Origin of the sequence: Pseudobutyrivibrio xylanivorans (assembly GCF_008935055.1) — a bacterium.
In the GTDB taxonomy this organism is placed as follows: domain Bacteria; phylum Bacillota; class Clostridia; order Lachnospirales; family Lachnospiraceae; genus Pseudobutyrivibrio; species Pseudobutyrivibrio xylanivorans_A.
In genome coordinates this window covers 503,838-522,103 of sequence record NZ_CP043028.1, presented here as the reverse complement: position 1 = coordinate 522,103, position 18,266 = coordinate 503,838, and the positions used below count along the sequence as shown (strand labels likewise).

Annotated in this window: 16 protein-coding genes and 2 tRNA genes; 16 read left to right on the top strand and 2 right to left on the bottom strand. The window is 38.2% G+C overall.

Annotated features, from left to right (window positions below; all coding sequences use genetic code 11):
• Positions 1 to 13 precede the first annotated feature (13 nt).
• The 7 genes from clpX (at position 14) to FXF36_RS02325 (ending at position 7,149) form a co-directional block, all read left to right on the top strand.
• Positions 14 to 1,534, top strand: a complete 1,521-nt coding sequence (clpX, locus tag FXF36_RS02355; protein WP_151622286.1) for an ATP-dependent Clp protease ATP-binding subunit ClpX — start codon at positions 14 to 16, stop codon at positions 1,532 to 1,534.
• Between the two features lie 179 nt (positions 1,535 to 1,713).
• Positions 1,714 to 1,917 carry a cold-shock protein gene (locus tag FXF36_RS02350; protein WP_028235478.1) on the top strand — a complete coding sequence of 68 codons (204 nt, stop codon included), beginning with the start codon at positions 1,714 to 1,716 and terminating at the stop codon, positions 1,915 to 1,917.
• Between the two features lie 144 nt (positions 1,918 to 2,061).
• Positions 2,062 to 3,213 (top strand): transglutaminase domain-containing protein, encoded by a 1,152-nt coding sequence (locus tag FXF36_RS02345; protein ID WP_151622285.1) that lies wholly within the window; start codon positions 2,062 to 2,064, stop codon positions 3,211 to 3,213.
• 106 nt (positions 3,214 to 3,319) lie between these two features.
• A complete protein-coding gene (locus FXF36_RS02340) occupies positions 3,320 to 4,156 on the top strand; it encodes a DegV family protein (protein WP_151622284.1) in 837 nt (278 codons plus the stop codon).
• A 10-nt stretch (positions 4,157 to 4,166) separates the two neighbouring features.
• Positions 4,167 to 5,372 carry a bifunctional folylpolyglutamate synthase/dihydrofolate synthase gene (locus FXF36_RS02335; protein WP_167511259.1) on the top strand — a complete coding sequence of 402 codons (1,206 nt, stop codon included), beginning with the start codon at positions 4,167 to 4,169 and terminating at the stop codon, positions 5,370 to 5,372.
• Entirely contained in the window at positions 5,362 to 6,693 is a 1,332-nt protein-coding gene (locus tag FXF36_RS02330) for an MATE family efflux transporter (protein ID WP_151622282.1), read from the top strand. The genes FXF36_RS02335 and FXF36_RS02330 overlap by 11 nt, the downstream gene beginning before the upstream one ends.
• Before the next feature lie 93 nt (positions 6,694 to 6,786).
• The gene (locus tag FXF36_RS02325) at positions 6,787 to 7,149 is read left to right on the top strand and encodes a hypothetical protein (RefSeq protein WP_151622281.1); all 363 of its coding nucleotides are present in this window, start codon (positions 6,787 to 6,789) and stop codon (positions 7,147 to 7,149) included.
• 991 nt (positions 7,150 to 8,140) lie between these two features.
• Here the strand turns inward: FXF36_RS02325 and FXF36_RS02320 are convergent.
• A tRNA-Gly gene (locus tag FXF36_RS02320) sits at positions 8,141 to 8,213 on the bottom strand.
• 139 nt (positions 8,214 to 8,352) lie between these two features.
• Between FXF36_RS02320 and FXF36_RS02315 the strand changes: the two genes are divergently transcribed.
• From FXF36_RS02315 to FXF36_RS02300, 4 genes are all read left to right on the top strand, one after another.
• The gene (locus FXF36_RS02315) at positions 8,353 to 9,063 is read left to right on the top strand and encodes a hypothetical protein (protein ID WP_151622280.1); all 711 of its coding nucleotides are present in this window, start codon (positions 8,353 to 8,355) and stop codon (positions 9,061 to 9,063) included.
• Between the two features lie 16 nt (positions 9,064 to 9,079).
• Positions 9,080 to 10,312: a transglutaminase domain-containing protein gene (locus FXF36_RS02310; protein WP_151622279.1), complete on the top strand. Its 1,233-nt coding sequence runs from the start codon at positions 9,080 to 9,082 to the stop codon at positions 10,310 to 10,312.
• A gap of 19 nt (positions 10,313 to 10,331) precedes the next feature.
• Positions 10,332 to 10,868: a hypothetical protein gene (locus FXF36_RS02305; protein ID WP_151622278.1), complete on the top strand. Its 537-nt coding sequence runs from the start codon at positions 10,332 to 10,334 to the stop codon at positions 10,866 to 10,868.
• A gap of 131 nt (positions 10,869 to 10,999) precedes the next feature.
• A tRNA-Gly gene (locus FXF36_RS02300) sits at positions 11,000 to 11,072 on the top strand.
• 129 nt (positions 11,073 to 11,201) lie between these two features.
• On the opposite strand, the gene FXF36_RS02295 is transcribed toward FXF36_RS02300, so the two are convergent.
• The gene (locus tag FXF36_RS02295; protein ID WP_151622277.1) at positions 11,202 to 11,609 is read right to left on the bottom strand and encodes a tyrosine-type recombinase/integrase; all 408 of its coding nucleotides are present in this window, start codon (positions 11,607 to 11,609) and stop codon (positions 11,202 to 11,204) included.
• A 387-nt stretch (positions 11,610 to 11,996) separates the two neighbouring features.
• Between FXF36_RS02295 and FXF36_RS02290 the strand changes: the two genes are divergently transcribed.
• From FXF36_RS02290 to FXF36_RS02270, 5 genes are all read left to right on the top strand, one after another.
• Positions 11,997 to 13,811, top strand: coding sequence for a DUF723 domain-containing protein (locus tag FXF36_RS02290; RefSeq protein ID WP_151622276.1), 1,815 nt, complete (start codon positions 11,997 to 11,999; stop codon positions 13,809 to 13,811).
• Between the two features lie 89 nt (positions 13,812 to 13,900).
• A complete protein-coding gene (locus tag FXF36_RS02285; RefSeq protein WP_151622275.1) occupies positions 13,901 to 14,098 on the top strand; it encodes a hypothetical protein in 198 nt (65 codons plus the stop codon).
• Positions 14,099 to 14,451: 353 nt separating this feature from the next.
• Positions 14,452 to 15,945 carry an ISLre2 family transposase gene (locus FXF36_RS02280; protein WP_151622274.1) on the top strand — a complete coding sequence of 498 codons (1,494 nt, stop codon included), beginning with the start codon at positions 14,452 to 14,454 and terminating at the stop codon, positions 15,943 to 15,945.
• Between the two features lie 1,005 nt (positions 15,946 to 16,950).
• Positions 16,951 to 17,556, top strand: coding sequence for an LURP-one-related family protein (locus FXF36_RS02275; protein WP_167511258.1), 606 nt, complete (start codon positions 16,951 to 16,953; stop codon positions 17,554 to 17,556).
• Between the two features lie 62 nt (positions 17,557 to 17,618).
• Entirely contained in the window at positions 17,619 to 18,206 is a 588-nt protein-coding gene (locus FXF36_RS02270; RefSeq protein ID WP_151622272.1) for an NUDIX hydrolase, read from the top strand.
• Positions 18,207 to 18,266 lie beyond the last annotated feature (60 nt).

Here is an 18,266-nt window from a genome sequence, read left to right as displayed (position 1 = left end):
TAAGGAGATTAATATGTCAGATCAGGATTTTAGAGAGTTTGACCCAAATGATACAGATACAACAGGGTCAGACACTTCAGACGAGGTTATAGAAAAGGTATCAGGGGAGGCTGAAAATGATGCGCACTCTGATAACAATAATGATGATAAAAAGCCAACAGAATTTTGCTATATGTGTCACAGACCAGATAATATCTGTGGCCCACTTATAAAAATGGCTCCAGGAATGGGTGTGTGCAACGATTGTATGCAGCGCACCTTTGATTCTATGAGCAGCTTTGGTTTCGGTGGCGGCGACAATTCAAAGAGTAATATCGATATGAATAAGATGCCAAACATCAGCTTTCTTAATCTTGGAAGCCTTTTTGGCGAGGGACCAAAGGTTAAAAATGCTCACGGTGCAGCAAATCAGAAGGCAGCTGAAGACAGACCAGCACCAGCTATCGATATCAACAATATCATTCCTCCACACAAGATAAAGGCAATGCTTGATGAGTATGTTGTAGGACAGGATTATGCAAAGAAGGTTATGTCGGTAGCAGTTTACAATCACTACAAACGTGTGGCTACAGGCACAATGGACGATATCGAAATCGAAAAGTCGAATATGCTTATGCTTGGACCTACAGGTTCTGGTAAGACCTATCTGGTTCGCACTCTTGCGAAACTTCTTGATGTGCCTCTTGCAATCACAGATGCCACATCTCTTACTGAGGCGGGCTATATCGGTGATGATATTGAGTCGGTTGTCAGCAAGCTGCTTGCAGCTGCAGGAAATGATGTAGAGCGTTGCCAGCAGGGCATTATCTTCATCGATGAGATTGATAAGCTTGCTAAGAAGAAAAATACAAATCAGCGTGATGTTAGCGGTGAATCTGTTCAGCAGGGTATGTTGAAGCTACTGGAGGGCGCTGACGTTGAGGTTCCAATTGGAGCCTCAAGCAAAAATGCGATGGTACCAACCACTACAATTAATACCAGAAATATTCTGTTCATCTGTGGCGGAGCTTTCCCTGCAATGGACGAAATCATAAAGGCAAGACTTAACAAGCATTCATCAATGGGCTTTATGGCAGATTTGAAGGATAAGTACGATGATGACAAGAACATCCTTCAGAAGGTAACTGTTGAGGACCTGCGTGAGTTTGGAATGATTCCAGAGTTTATCGGACGACTTCCTATTGTATTTGCAACAGAAATGCTTGATGAAGATATGCTTGTGCGTATTCTTCGTGAACCAAAGAATGCAATTATTAAGCAATATGCAAAGCTTCTTGAATTGGATGAGGTTAAGCTGGAATTTGAAGATGGCGCACTTCATGCAATCGCTAGAAAAGCACTTGATAAAAAGCTGGGAGCAAGAGGTCTGCGTTCTATTATTGAGGAGTTCATGCTTGATATCATGTATGAGATTCCAAAGGATGATAACATCGGTCAGGTTATTATTACAGAGGACTATATTGAGAAAAAGGGTGGTCCTAGAATCCTTGTGCGTACTGCCGGTCTTATACCTGAAAAGGTTGCTGTGAATTAGAACAACTGCACAATCCGTTATATGTTAAAAATGCATTGAAAAACCACTTGTAATAAGTAACGAATTGGAAAAATTGTACAAAAAATTATCGACAATTCCTTTACTTTGATGAAGTGTTCTGTTAAACTATTCCTAGTTGGGCAGGAGCCCAGCAAGTAATATATTGGAGGTACTTTAGCATGAGCAAAGGTACAGTTAAGTGGTTCAACAATTCAAAGGGCTACGGATTTATCTCAGACGAAGCTGGAAACGATGTATTCGTTCACTTCAGTGGCATCAATTCAGAGGGTTTCAAGACTCTTGAAGAGGGCGCTACAGTTGAGTATGAAGTAACTGATGGGGCAAAGGGACCACAGGCTGTTAACGTAACTGTTGTACGTTAATCAGATTTCAATTAATCATAAGTTTGGGATACCTTTGGTTGTGTTATGAAAAACAGGCTATAGGCAATACAAAGATGATTAAGGGGAGAGGCAGCGTAATTACATATTACGCTGCTTTTTTTTCTAAGATTTTAGGAGGTTTTTTTGAGAAGTATAGTATCAAGACTTTTAAGGATTAGTTCATCATTACTTATTACCTGCGGAATATGTTATTTTGTTAGCTGTGGTCTCTACGACTTTAAGAATGAGGAGACTGTAGCAGAGCCGATGCTTGAGGAGCCGGTTGTAGTGGAAAGCGTGTCTTATGATAGGTATGCTTATCAGCAGCTTGATGAAGCAGAGCAGCTTGCATATGACCAGGTGTACAATTGCATAATCGAATTTAACGACAAGATTACTTTGACAACAATGGATAATGAGGTTTTGCAGAGAGCTTATGAAGCTGTGATGGCTGACTATGGTGACCTGTTTTGGGTGAATGGTTATCAGTATAATACCTATACCTCAGGTGGCAAAACTGTGGGTCTTGAGTTCGAGCCTAAATATACAATGACAAAGGATCAGCGCGATGTGTATCAGGCTACTGTGGAGACAACAGCAGAAGATTGGCTCTCAGGTATCAGTGCGGATGCAAGTGATTTTGACAAAGCACTTTATGTTTTTGAGACGCTTATTGAACGAGTTGATTATAATACTGACAGTGTGGAAAATCAGAATATCCTAAGCGTATTTATATATCAGTCAACTGTGTGCCAAGGCTATGCGGATGCAGCGTGGTATCTGCTTGATAAGCTTGGTATTAGAAGCACAATTATCACTGGTACGGCAAATGGAGAAAGTCATGCCTGGAATTTAATTTACCTGGATGGCGCCTACTATTACATGGACATCACCTGGGGCAATAGCAAATATTTGGATGGAAATAACGATACAGCAAAGCGCGTGAACTATGCGTATCTGGCCATGACCACTGAGGCAATCAGCCAAAATCATGTAATCACATCGAACTTTGAAGTACCTGAGTGTCTGTCTAATGCGGATGATTATTATGTTCATCAGGGATTGTATTATGACTGGTTTGGTGAAGATGCCATTGGGGAGCGTCTTGCAGAGTCTTACGACTCAGGTGAAGCTGAGATATCCCTTAAATTTAGCAATTCTGACATTTATAACCAGGTTATTCAGTATTTTATAGATGATAATCACATCTCTGAATATTGCAGGGGTATAAAAACTGTCTATTATTTACTAGACGAGAACGCTAACGTGCTTACAATTCAGTGGATAAATGAATAATACACACATGTGGTTTTAAAAACTACATCTTGGAATAATAAAAACTATTTACGTGGCAAGACCCTAGTGCTATAATTCCCTTATAGTAACGAATTGGAGGATTACCATGTACAAAATTATATTAGACAGTTGTGGCGAACTCACAGAGGAGATGAAGGCGGACGGCCATTTTGTCAATGTACCCCTTACTCTTGAGATTGATGGTGAGCATATTATTGACGATGAGTCATTTGATCAGGCCAGCTTCATTAAGAAGGTAGCTGAGAGCCCAAATGCGCCAAAATCAGCTTGCCCATCGCCTAATGCATATATGGTAGAGATGGAATGCGATGCGGATAATATTTATGTTGTAACTCTTTCTGCAGAGCTTTCTGGTTCATACAATAGCGCCTGCCTCGGAAAGGATTTGTACGAGGAAGAGGACGATTCTAAGAATATTCATGTTTTTAATTCAAAATCAGCTTCAATTGGCGAGACACTTATCGCTATGAAGATTGCAGAGTGTGAGAATGCAGGTATGAGCTTTGAACAGGTTATCGAGGCTGTAGATGCCTACATAGAAAGTCAGCATACCTTTTTCGTTCTTGAGACTCTCGAGACCTTCAGAAAGTCTGGACGCCTTTCAGGACTTAAGGCTGTTATTGCTGATACACTCAATATCAAGCCAGTTATGGGCTCGACAGATACAGGATACATTCAGCAGCTTGCAAAGGGCCGTGGAATGAATCACACTATCGACAAGATGACAAAGTGTGTTATGGATGTTACCACCAATTGCGAGGATAAAATTCTTGCGATTTCCCATTGCAACTGTCCAGAACGTGCTCTATCATTAAAGAAAAAAATGGAGTCGTTGGCCAACTTTAAGGAAATCTTTATTGTGGACATGAGAGGTGTCAGCACCATGTACGCAAATGATGGTGGAGTTATTTTGGTCGTATAGTTTTTTCAATATGACATATGAAAATGTAGTTAATACAATAGATAATAAACGCCGATTTGGTAAGGCATGTGGGCGTGATGTGACTATGGAATTTATGGAGGCTTTGGGGCATCCTGAAATGGGAAAGCACATCATTCACATTGCTGGAACCAACGGCAAGGGTTCAGTAGCAGCTTTTGTGAGTAGCATCTTACAGGCTGCTTCTTTTTCGTATGCAAAGCCTTTTAAGGTGGGGTTGTTTACATCGCCGCATCTTATTGAATATACTGAGAGAATTCAGATTGATGGCAAGCAGATTTCAAGGGAGGATGTAACTCGAATTGGTGAACAGCTTCTTGAAATGAAACTGGAGCTTGAGCCTACTATGTTTGATTATTGGCTTGCTATGGCGCTTGTTTACTTCAAGGAGCAGCAGGTTGATTACATTGTCCTTGAAACGGGACTGGGAGGGGCTAAGGATTCGACTAATGGATTGGCGCAGGTGCCAGAGGTAAGTGCTATTACATCAATAGGTTTGGAACACACTCAGTATCTTGGAAATACTTTAGCTGCCATCGCTGGAGAGAAAGCGGGAATAATAAAGCCTGGAGTCCCAGTTGTGATAGGGCAGATGGAAGAGGAGGCATTTAACGTAATTTCTGCTAAGTGTGGAGCGTTGGATTGTGAATTAATACAGGCAGGAGCTGTGGATAAATCTCAAAAGCTCGGACTATTTGGTGAATATCAGCGAAATAATGCGGCAGTTGCTGTTGAAGTAGTGAAGAGTCTTTCTCTTTATGTGGATAATCAGACGATTGCAAATGGCCTTGCAAAAGCTGTATGGCCTGGAAGGATGCAAATCATTTCAGAAAATCCATACATTTTAATTGATGGAGCACATAATCCTTCAGGAGTGAAGGCTCTATATGACAGTTTGACAGCAGAATTTCCAAAGGAAAAGTTTTCATTTATAATGGCAGTAATGGCAGATAAGGATTATGTGGAGATGGCGGATATAATTCGCCCTGCTGTGGAACGAATTTTTACAGTGACAGTGGATTCTGATAGGGCTCTTCAGGCATCTGAGCTTGCACGTGTTCTTTCGGAGAGTGGTATGGATTCTAAGGCTTGCGAGGATTATTCACTGGCGCTGGAAGAGGCCAAGGCCTATGATAATAAGATAATTGTATTCGGATCCCTTTATTTCATAGGAGAGATTTTAGCGAATGAGCGGTAGGACTAAAAATATTTTTCTTTCGGTTGTTGTGGTGGCTTTGCCTACGATGCTGGAGCAGATTCTGTCTGTTCTGATGCAGTATGTGGATACTGCCATGGTAGGGCGTCTTGGAGCCAATGCTACAGCAGCTGTTTCAACCTCTACCACTATTACCTGGTTAATCGGAAGCATTCCTGTTGCCTTCGGCGTAGGAGCAATGACCCAGATTGCCCAGGCAATAGGTGCAGGAGAACATCACAAGATTTCTCAGGTTGCAAGAACAAGTTTGATATTTGCGGTAGGAGTGGGTGTAGTTTTAGAAGCTATCTGTCTTGGAGTATGTCCATTTGTGGCAGGCTGGATGGGAGCTTCCGCAGAGGTATCCCCTGCGGCTACACGGTATTTCTTTTGGATTTCAGTGCCGATAGTTTTTAAATCTGTCAACATAGTGTTGGCGTCAGCTATTCGAGCTACAAAAGATACCAAGACACCTATGTATATTGGTGTTGGTGCAAATATCTTGAACGTTGTGCTGGATTATATCTTTATCTATAGCCTTGGACTTGGAGTGGATGGAGCAGCTTATGCTACCTGTATTTCAGCGGTATTTAGCGGCGTTATGACCCTTGTGGTATTTCTTAGACATCCAGAGTTTAAGCTGGAGGGCAGTTTCTTCTCTGTAGATGGTGAGATAGTGAATCGTATGTGGAGGCTGGCAATTCCAGTGCTTCTTATAAATGTGGCATCAACCTCAGGCTACGTGGTTTTTGCGGGGCTGGTTTCTCATATGGGAACCATCATGTTTGCCGCCCATAGTATTGCCGTTGGGGCAGAAGAACTGTTTTATATTGGCGGATACGGCTTTAAATCTGCTGCTAATACAATGGTTGGCATTTCCTATGGTGAGCAGAATTACGAGAAGTATAGGGCGGTTTGTAGGAGTAGTATAATAGCAACTCTTGGCATAATGACACTTAGTGGAATGTTGCTTTTTATTTTTGCAGAACCACTCATGAGCTTTTTCACAAACGACCCAGAGGTTATATCCATTGGTACAACAGTACTGAAGATGGTAGCGTTTAATGAGCCATTCTTTGGTCTTTACATCATTTCTGAAGGCATTTATTACGGCCTTGGTATGACTAAATATCCATTCATTATTGAGTGCGGAGGCATGTGGCTGGTGCGTATTCTGTCCACATTTATTGGCATACATTTCTTTGGGATGGGTCTGATTTATGTATGGTGCTGCATGATAGCTGACAATGTTTTGAAGGCAATTTTCCTTACTGTGCCTGTTAAGGGACTATGGAGACGAAGTTGTGTTACAAAACACAATTAATTCACAAAACAATTGTTGACTTATAACGTGTACCGTGTTAAAGTTTTTTTGATTTTGTGAGAGTTAATTGTTTGCATAGTTTCGGAGGTAAAGATGGAACTTACAACACTTAATAAGGAATATAAATTACTTCGTGAAGAGAGCGAAGAGAAATTCGTTAAGATGAGCATGATCGAGCCAAATATTAATTTGGTTGAAGAATATTGGATTACTTCAGACCATACTCTTGGAAATACAAGTGCTTATTTTTCATCATATGAGATGGGAATCGAATATGCCATGGACAGAGTCGATTATAGAATGACTCTTAACGAGGATGGACAGAAGCCATTTATCATCCTTGTAAATGGAAAGGCAATCAATACACACGGACAGCTTGAGAACTTCCTGAAGGGTGAGTTCAAGATTACAGCTTTTGATGTTGTTGAAGGTAACGTAAAGAGATTGTACTCATAAGGAATTAGAAGAATTATAAAGCTCCAGTAGTTAGCAGATGCTTTCTACTGGAGCTTTTTTGCATTAAAAGAGCGCGAGACCTCGAATATTGGGTGTGTTCGAAAACACTAGTAAATAGGAGGTTTGCGGGACTGTCATTTTTATTTGTACCCGATTTGTACCCCTCTTTATTAAGTTGTTTTGTACTTTACTGGTGTTTGGAAATGTACTCATAAAAGTACTAAGAAACTTAGAAGGTTAGATTGTGAAAATAGAACATTTGTGCTATATTTATTCATGCGGTTTATCTGCACTGAAAGTACCCATGACAGGGTGGTAGTCTCCCGAGCCTATATGGTATCTGAGCAATTAGATACTAACGGAAGGGAGGTGGCGCCAGTGAGCGATTACGAAATCATAATGATAATGCTAGGTATCCTAGCATTGCCTTTCACGGCTTGTAGTTTTCTCCTCGCGTTGCTAAACTTTCTCGACAAGAGAAATAGTAAGCGCAAATAAAAATGCCTCTCCTGTCGGCAAACGGGAGAGGCTGTGCTCTTAATGAGCATTTAAATAGTTTCAACTCGTGAGCATCCACTTTGGAGTGGGTGCTTTCTTAATCTATAATATAACATCATTAGTGGTTAGATTCAATAATAGATTACGCCCCTTAGCTATACTTCAGTGATAAATCATTTAATTCATCAATCAATTATTGATGTCCTATCTCACGAGCAATTGGCATATTCTTAATAAATATTTTTTCCATGGCATTACCTCCTATGCTCTCTACTTCTATCTGCATTAGTTTTAATAGTGATGGAGTAAAACCAAATTCTCTACGAAATGATTTGGTGAAAGCACTATGAGATTGCTAAGATTGTTAGAAAAAGGAATGGTGAGATTTCAAATTGTTGATGTACCCTTATTGTACCCACTTTGTAAATGATTAGATGATAACAAAAAAGCTCAGAAATATTGATTTCTCAACATTTCTGAGCTAAATACAAAGAGCGCGAGACGGGACTCGAACCCGCGACCTCCACCTTGGCAAGGTGGCGCTCCACCAACTGAGCCACTCGCGCATTTTTATGTGTCGTTCCTGACGACAAATGTTATTCTAAGGGATGAATCGAAATAAGTCAAGAAAAATTTTACAATTATTGTTACAAATTTTATTTAGTGTTATGATTTGTAAAGATAAGGTTAAAAAGGAAAGGCTAAATGGAGCAAATTACCCTTAGAGAAAACTTCATACAAGTTAGCGGAAATGGGCTAAAAGCATCCTTTGGAGGCAGTCAGGAGTGGTTCACAGATGATGGCCTTAAAAATATAAAAGCGCAAGGGTGTGGTGTGATATCTTCCGTAGATACGGTGCTATATTTATCTGGTGTATCGATCATATCTATTGATGACTATCGTTGTTATATTGAACAGTTCTTAAGGGAGACTCGCTTCGCAAAATTCTTCTTACGAGAATTTCAGATTCGTAAATACGATAATAATCCTGTGGCTATAGGTATTATTCCTATACAAATGTCCCGTTATCTTAACAAACGAATGAAAATTTTTGATTCGCAGTTACGTTTTAGATGGAATGGATTCTGCGGACACAAAAATATGTATTTTAAAATAAAGGAAATGCTTTACAAAGATTTTCCTGTAATCTGGTCACTATATTCTCCAAAAAATCAGATTAAGTTATACACCAGAACAACAGATGGAGGCTTCGTTTTCAACGGTATTTCAACTAATAATCACTATGTTACGATTACTGGCATAATCGAGGATGAGTCGCAAACAAGATTGCATGAAAGAATGATAGAGGTTTCAAGTTGGGGAAAATGTTATTATATTGATTATGATGAATATCTTGTGTATGTAGGTAGCTCTTGGACTAGTCGTTATTGCTCGAATATTCTTATCTTAAAATAAACTGAAGGAAAACTATATGAAGAAAAAAATATTATTGGCGCTTGCAGTTCTTATGATAACGATAATTGCGGCTTGTGTCGGACTGTATCTATATTACGAAGAACAGTCAGATCTTGTTTATAAAGAAGTTTTTGTTGAAGCGGGCACCTCAGAGTGCGATGTATCAGAGTTTTTGAAAAAGGATAATTCTTCAGCAAAATTCTCAGATGAGTCTTCTTTCGATTCTCGCGTGCCTGGCGACTACAAGCTTACTATAATAGCTACATTGCCAATTTTTGGCGAGAAGTCATTTGATACAGTACTTCATGTGCAAGACACTACGGCTCCTGAGGTGTCTTTGACAAAAGACTCCATTGAAATGTACACAACGGCGCCTGCGCCAACAGCAGCTGAACTTGTGGAGAGTATTTTTGATGTAACCAACTGTACTATAGATTTTAAAGAGCCTTATGATTTTTCTTCTGAAGGCAATTTTGATATAGAAATTGTTGTGGCTGATACATCGGGAAATGAGACCATAAAGTCTATCCCGTGCAAAGTTATAGATGATGTTACGCCACCGGAAATTACAGGAGTTGAACCACTTACAATTGCCCAGGGCGATACTGTTTCTTATAAGAAAAACATAGAGGTAACTGACGACCATGATGATGAGCCGACGCTAGAGGTTGACAGCAGCGCTGTGAATGTTGATAAGAGAGGTACTTATAGTCTTACTTATATCGCAACAGATGCCGCAGGAAATGTAGCAAAAAAGACTACTTCAGTAAAGATTGTGTCTGCCAAAATAACCGAGGCTACTCAGGAGACAGTAAATGAGATGGCTGACAAAATTCTTGCTGACATCATTACTGATGGAATGACTCAACTACAGCAGGCTAGAGCAGTATTTGATTGGGTGGTTAACAATATTACTTATTCAGAAACGGCAGGAATAGACGATGTTCTTTCAGCAGCGTACAAGGGTATGTACTATCATGTTGGAGATTGTACCGTAAAACAGAAAACTGCCGAGGTCATGTTAAATCGACTTGGTATCAAGAATATGGAGATTGAGAAAATTCGTGATACCCGTGGTCATTATTGGTTGCTTATTGACGTTGGCGAAGGTTGGTATCACTATGATCCTAATTTACAGTTGGACGGTACTTTGATATTCTATTGGCATGATGCTGATTTATGGGCATATTCTAATGCGCATAAAAATACGCATAATTATGACCCAAGTAAATACCCAACTATACAATAATATTGGAGGAATAATTATTATGAAAAATAAGATTTTAGCATTAGGATTAGTGTGCGCAATGGCGCTTTCTTTGGCAGCTTGTGGTGGAGAATCTTCTGATACAAAAGTTATTGAAGGAAATGCAACTCAGACAGCTTCAAGCAGTGAGTCTTCTTCTGGAGGATACACTTTCACCTATGATAGTACAAATATCGCTGTTGATACTGATGCTGCTCCTGTAATTGAAAAACTTGGCGAACCAAAGAGTTATTTTGAGTCACCTAGCTGCGCAGCGGACGGTATTGGAAAGCTATATACCTACAATGATTTTGAGATTCAGACATACCCTGATGGAGATAAAGATTTAATTCTTTATGTGCTACTTAGAACTGATAATGTTGCTACAGCTGAAGGTATTGATCTCTCTAGTTCAAGGGATGATATTATTGCTGCCTACGGCGAACCAACTTCTGAGGCTACAGGGGCTATGACATACGAGAAAAATGGAACAAAGCTTGTCTTTATTTTTGATGGTGATAGCCTGATTTCTATCGAATATGATAGCCCTAAAAACTAATAGAATATTCTGAAAATCAAAGGGATTTTTTAGAGCTTTGCAACTTTAGAAAATCCCTTGACTTATGCTTATAGTTCCTATAGAATAGCTATTGTTCTGAGGAACACAAAAACAAAATAAATAACAGTTATGCGCGAGTGGCTCAGTTGGTGGAGCGCCACCTTGCCAAGGTGGAGGTCGCGGGTTCGAGTCCCGTCTCGCGCTCTGGTGAAAAGGCTCACAAATGTTGATTTTATCGCATTTGTGAGTTTTTTATTTTGCAAAAACAGGGGTACAATAAGGGTACATTCGTTGTTCTGGGCTTATAGCCCTTATTTTTTTACTCTTTTTTGCTTACCCAAACATCTCATTCCAACTATTAGTGTCGATATCACCAAGGCGTGATACTCTCTTATAGTGGTCTGTAGTTGCTGGATCAGCATGTCCCGCCATACGCTGAATGTCAGCTTGCTGCATTCCATTAGCATACATGTTAGTTACCGACCAGAATCTTATCTTGTGGCTAGACATGTAAGGCACATCTGCTCGTTCACATATCCTCATCAAATGATGATTGATAGTGTTTGATACAAGTGGTGCTGCCTTGTAAAGGAATACATACTCTTCAAAGGGATTTGTACGACGCTGAGCCTTTAAAACAGCAACAGCCTTATCAGATAAAGGCTGCGTACGATTGCCTTCTTTTAAGCCTGATTTAGTATGATTAACACATACATATTTGACTTCTTGAAAAATGTTCAATTATCATTTTCTCCTTTTCTTGTGATTTGAATGTGCGCACAGAAAAAAGACAGCGAATTTCTCGCTGCCTTTCAAACTTTTTAACTGATTCTACAATAGCTTATTCGGAAAATGGAAAAAAGGTACAAAAACCATACAAGAATCTTACAAAAACCCTACAACACCCCTACAACACCCCTACAACACCTCTACACGCTTTCGATGAATTTGGGGTAGTGGCAAGCAAGGCAAACCTGTACAGGATTTGCAAATAGCTTGTTGGGGAAACGCCCCAATCCCCTCGATCTGTCACAGAGTGCCAGAGCTACACATATTATGTGTTCATATTTTAGAACTATTTTTATTATAATATTTATTAGAGAAAGTTAATAGCTGAGGGGTTAGCTGATGAAAATAATTACGCAGGAAGAATTCATAGAAAAATTAGCAAATGTTACACAAAATATACTGGTAATTGGAAAATATACAGGTGCACGAAATAAAATCTCTGTTAAATGTGTAAATTGTGGTCATATATGGGAGGCAACTCCAACAAATTTATTAAAAGGTAGAGGTTGCCCTAAATGCAGTTATGCTGCCAGAGGATTAAAACATCGAGTTAATGCAACAGATTACATTAATAAGCTAAAAGAAAATAATCCTAATGTAGAGGTTATTGGCAAATATGTTAATTCCAATACTAAAGTTTTAGCCAGATGTTCTATTTGTCAAAATCAATGGATGGTTCTTCCTTCAAGCTTAAAAAGAGGATCGGGCTGTCCTAGATGTGCACATACGGGCACATCGTTTGTTGAACAAATATTTTTCCTATCCCTTATGCAAATATGTGACGAAAATTTATTATCTAGAGACAGAACAGCTATTGACTTAGAACTTGACATTTATTCACCTTCTCAAAAATGGGCTGTAGAATATGGTGCATGGCCTTGGCATAAGAATAAAACTGAAAAGGATATAGAAAAAATAAAACGATGCAACGCAAAAAATATAAAACTTATTGAGATATTTGATGCATGCGAAAAAGATGAACAAACGAATAATGTATGGAAATATACTGCAAATTTTGGAAGAAAGGAAAATATAGGATTAGTTAAGGATGTGCTAATAAAACTATGTGATGCTTTGGGTGTAACATATTCCTTATCAGATAAAGATTTTTATAATATATGCGAAGAAGCTCGCACAAATGCAAGCACTTTAACAAAAGATAGGCTAAATGAAATGATAGAGCGCAGAGATATCCCTGTAAAAATCCTTACTGACTACAAGGATATGTTAACAAAGGTAAGAGCAAAATGTCTCATTTGCGGTCATAATTGGGATGTTATTCCAGCAAGTATTCTACGTGGATTAGGCTGTCCTAAATGTGCTATAAAACGAAGAAGTGAAAAGCAGCGAAAATCTCATGAACAATTGCTTAGAGAATTAGAGGAAAAAAATCCAAATATTAAATTGTTGGGAGATTATGTTGGCAACCATACCCCTATTAAAGCTATGTGTAAGAAACATGGTGTTATATGGGAAACAACACCTGGTTCTTTACTGCGAGGAAGTGGATGTAAAATATGTAGACAAGAAAGGATAGCCAAATCTCAAAGAATATCTACCGAGGAATTCAAACGTATTGTTGAAGATAAAAATCCAAATCTTATTATTCTTGGTAAATATCAAAACAATAGGACCAAAATAAAAGTAAAATGTAAACGATGTAATACAATTTCACATACTCTTCCATATACAATTCTTAATGGAATAGGCTGTTCAAAATGTGGTAGAGAAGCCCAAGCTAACACTAGGAGGAAAAGTACTGAATCTTTTATTCAGGAGCTTTATAATGTCAACGAAAATATAGAAGTTATTGGAGAATATACGAAATCTAGTGATAACATAAGTGTTAGATGCAAAAAATGTGGCTTTGTGTGGAATCCTGAGGCTTCAAGTCTATTGTTAGGATTTGGATGCCCCAAATGTGCAGGCAATAAAAGAAAAACTCACGAGGAGTTTTTATCTGAGATAAAAAATAAGAATATTAACGTCGAAGTACTAGGAAAATATGTAAATGCAAAAACAAAATTAAAGGTTCGATGTTTAAAATGTAATAATACATGGGATATAACGCCTACAAATCTATTGAGTGGAAAAAGATGTCCTGTTTGCAGAAAAGTACATCCAGCTGTAAATGGTGTAAATCAAAAAATCTAATCCTAAAAAATACACAAATCATTGATAGAATGCTATTAAGCTGATTAAGAGGATATATAATTGCCCATCAATATTTAAGGAGGATTGCTATGTCTGAATTTGCAATTATGATATTAGTGTTTCTTTTCTTTATCATAATACTTGCAATAGGATTGACTATAAAAATAAAAGAAACTGATAATGCGATAATACGTTTTTTGAAGATTATAATAAAAATAATATTTATTGGTATTGGTGGTCTGTTTTTGTTTGTTTTACTGAGAGCTCCTTTAGGTGGTTGGGTATAATCACTACTGTTCTAGACTACCAGAAATTTATTCCGACGTTTGATTAAATCTAGTGTATATACTGCTAATAGTTTATGTTATCATGTAGATATATCATTTGGGCTGGTCGAGAGACCCAGGGCCATCTTTGGCGGGGAAGTTCCCCGCTATTTTTAATTGAGCAATCTAAGGGAGATATATTTTCTTGGGTGAACTAGGAAGGTAATCGCCCAAGAAAATATACAGTGCGACAGTAATATTTTAGCTAGAGTAAAATTTTTATCGGAAAATTAAACAAATAAAAAAAGAACATCCTCTTTTGTGATAAATTATTGATTTGCGAAAACAATAAAACAAGGGAGGATGTTCTTTTTATGGAAGAAATTATAAAGTATTTCGCAGATGTTTTCATCACAAATTTATATGATGCTAAGATTGATTTTTATAAGAATCCACAGTCTTTAGCTGAATTGGTCATTGCAACTAAGAAGGAAACAGATGAGTTAGGACGATTATTTATTCAATCTGTGTTGCAGGAAATGGATATACTTCTAAAGGAATTACCAAAGAGAAAACGCCTATGGAATGTTGAACATAAAGCTGATGCGAGACAGGTTCTTACAACTCTTGGAAGAGTTACTTTTACAAGAGCACTATACGTTTCAAAGAACACTAATTCAGATGAGAAGGAAGAATTATGCTATCTGTTAGATAAGTTGATTGGTCTAGGCGATAATCAGCAGATGACAGAAGACGTTATGGCGAACATTTATAGTGAAGCTGTTCAGACTTCATATCGGAAGGCTGGTGAGGTAGCATCTATTCCTGAAGGGGTTACTAAAACAACTGTAAAAAATCTGCTTCATAAAACAAAATTCCCAAAGAATTTCCAGATTCCCGAAATTAAAAAGGAAGTGGATTATTTATATATAGATGCAGATGAGGATCACTATCATCTCCAGTTTAAGGATGTGCGTGGTGATTTGGAGTACAACGATTATGGCAGAAAGCTAAATGGTTCTATTAATAAGATTATCTACGTATTTGAAGGAATAGAGCCTGAAGCACCGAGAAGTAAACGAAATAGACTTGTTGGAACACACTATTTTTGTCGTGGAGATGAACAGGACAATAAAGAGTTATGGAAGGAAGTTTTTGATTATGTAGAGGCAACATATGATGTAGAAAAAATAAAGAAAATATATATAAATGCTGACGGAGGAGCATGGATAAAAACTGGATATAGAGGTTTAGCCAATGTAACATTTGTATTAGATGAATTTCATATATCAGAGCATGTTTCTAGAATGATTTCACACATGAAGGATTCTAAAGATGATGTAAGGATTGAAATATATAAAACGATAAGAAGCAAAACAAATGCTGATTTTCTAAAACTGGTTGATAGATTAAAAGAATACACTTCCTCAGAAAATATACTTGCAAAAATATCGGCATCAGCTGATTACATAAGTTCAAATTGGATGGCAGCTAAATATCGCTTAAGAAAACATGAAGGAGTGTTGGCTTGTTCGGCAGAAGGGCATGTATATCATGTGTTATCTAGTAGAATGAGTACGCAAGCGATGGGTTGGAGTAAACATGGAGCAAATCAGATGGCTCGTCTGCGTGAGTATTATTATAACGATGAAGACATGCTTGAACTTGCAAAATTCCAAAAAGAAGAACTGCCGATGGCAGCGGGGGCAAAAGAAGTTATATTGACTGCTAATGATGTCCTGGCATCAGAAAAAAACAAGAGAAGTCAGCTATTGCGAGAATACGGTAAATATTCAGAGGCAATTCATTCAAGCATGAGTGTTCAAAATAGTAAGCAGCTATTGTTTATGTTGAATGGAAAGCTGTAAAAAGGAAACAACACCTGACGGTGTTGCCTTTAATAAACGTGCTTCGCACAAACCTAATCTTTCATTTGCTTGATTTACAGTGTATCTGCCCAGAAATGGGAGTCAAGGATGCTACGCACCGAAGGCTGAAGTCCTTGACACCCATTTCAAGGCAGATAAAATATCAACAAGCAAACGAAGGATTAATTGTCGTACAAAAAAGTACGGCTTTTAAACCAAAATCAGAGGGCTGCGGAGCAGGGCTTCCTTTTAGAATAGAAAAATAGTAAGATAATCACAAATCTAATTCTTGTCACAAAAACACAGGGATAGTCTTTTCTGTGATTTCCGAGTACAAATTTACGCTGCCAATATTTTATTCCAATTGAATTCGACACTAAATGATGTTATATTATAAATAAAGAAAGCACCCACTCCAAAGTGGATGCTCCACGAGTTTTAGAACTTACATGCTCATTATGAGCACAGCCTCTTCTGTGGGTCAGACAGGAGAGGCATTTTTATTTGCGCTTTTTATTTCTCTTGTCGAGAAAGTTAAGCAACGCAAGGAGAGAACTACAAGCCGTATGAGGCAATGCTACAATTAGCAACACTATCATAAGGATTTCATAATCGCTCACTGACGCCACCTCCCTTCCGTTAGTGACTGATTGCTCAGACCACCATATAGGCTCGGGAGACTACCACCCTGTCATGGGTACTTTCTGCAGATAAACTGCACTGATAAATATAGCACAAATGTTCTTTATCCTCAATCGAACAAACGCATATTTATAGTATTTTTATTGGTACATTTTCCATAATAATTAAAAGGGGGTACAACAGATTTTGACAGTCCTGCAAACCTCCTTTTTACTAGTGTTTTCGAACACGCCCAATATTCGAGGTCTCGCGCTCTTTTAATGCAAAAAAGGCAGTATCGTATTTGCGATACTGCCTTTTTTCGTTGTATAATTTAAAAAGATGAAATTGGTGGTACATCATATATTGCGAGGAGGATACACTATGGGAGTTTTTTCAAAGTTAAATCGATTTAGAGAAGCTGGCGAAGAGGCCAATGTAAATAATGTGGAACGCTATGGTACACCTGTGCGTTCGTTATTTACAGTTTCTAAGGTTGTGACAGTTCACCATGAAATAGATATAGTTGATAGCAATGACAATGTAGTTTACAGTGCCAGGACGAAATTTCCTTCATTGCATGATAAGACTGATATAACTGATGCTAATGGAAGTCAGGTGGCACATATCGAGAAGAAAATATTCACCCTTCATGAGAGACATATTATTGAAATGGCGGATGGGAAAAACTTTGAGTTTTCAAATGAAATTTTTCATCTGGTTAAGGATGTTACAAATATTGAGGGACTTGGATGGCAGCTTAGGGGTAATATTTTAGGGCTAAATTTTGAGTTATATGATAAAAATGATGACATTATCGCTGTAATTGCTCAAAAGATGATATCCTTGCACGATAAATGGTGCGTAGATATTTATAATCCAGATGTGGAAAAGGAAGTCGTGGCTATACTCATTACTTTGCAGCATATGGTCAAGGATAGAGAAAATTCTTCTTCATCTTCATCTGTATCTGTTGGAACAGCAGAATAGAAGGAATGCTAATAGGAATTTTATATATAAAGATATAATCTGGCGAGATGGAGGGACATAAGATGCATTCAGATGATGAATTAGTGTGGGAGTTAAAGTCCTGCGAACATATCGTAGAGGATGAATATATTGACTTTAGAAAATGTGAATATAAACTCCCGGATGGGACTATTTTTGGCCCGTATTATAGTTATAGCCGAAGAGATTACGTGGTGATTGTTGCAACAGATGAAGCTGGAAAGTTTATCTGTGTCAAGCAATACCGTCAAGGAATAGAAAGAGTGACGGCAGAATTTTGCGCAGGTGGAATAGAAAGACTTGATGGTAAGGAGTACGGTAGCTGTAATACAAAAGCACAGGTTGAGGCAACTTTGGATGCAGCGAAGCGAGAGCTTCTTGAGGAGACGGGATATGAATCTGATGAATGGAAATTTCTTCTAAAAATCCCATCAAACGCTACTATGGCAGATAATTATGCTAATATTTTTGTGGCGAAGAATTGTAAAAAGGTGGCAGGTCAGAATCTTGATGATACAGAATTTCTAAACGTTCATCTATATTCGAGGCAGGAGATGGATGAGATGATTCAGTCTGGAGATTTTCCACAGGCAATGCATGTACTTGCGCTTTTATTAGCTGAAAAAGAATAGGAATTATGGGGCATTTCGCTTTTGTGAAATGCCTTTATTTTTTATTTGAAAAATCATGGA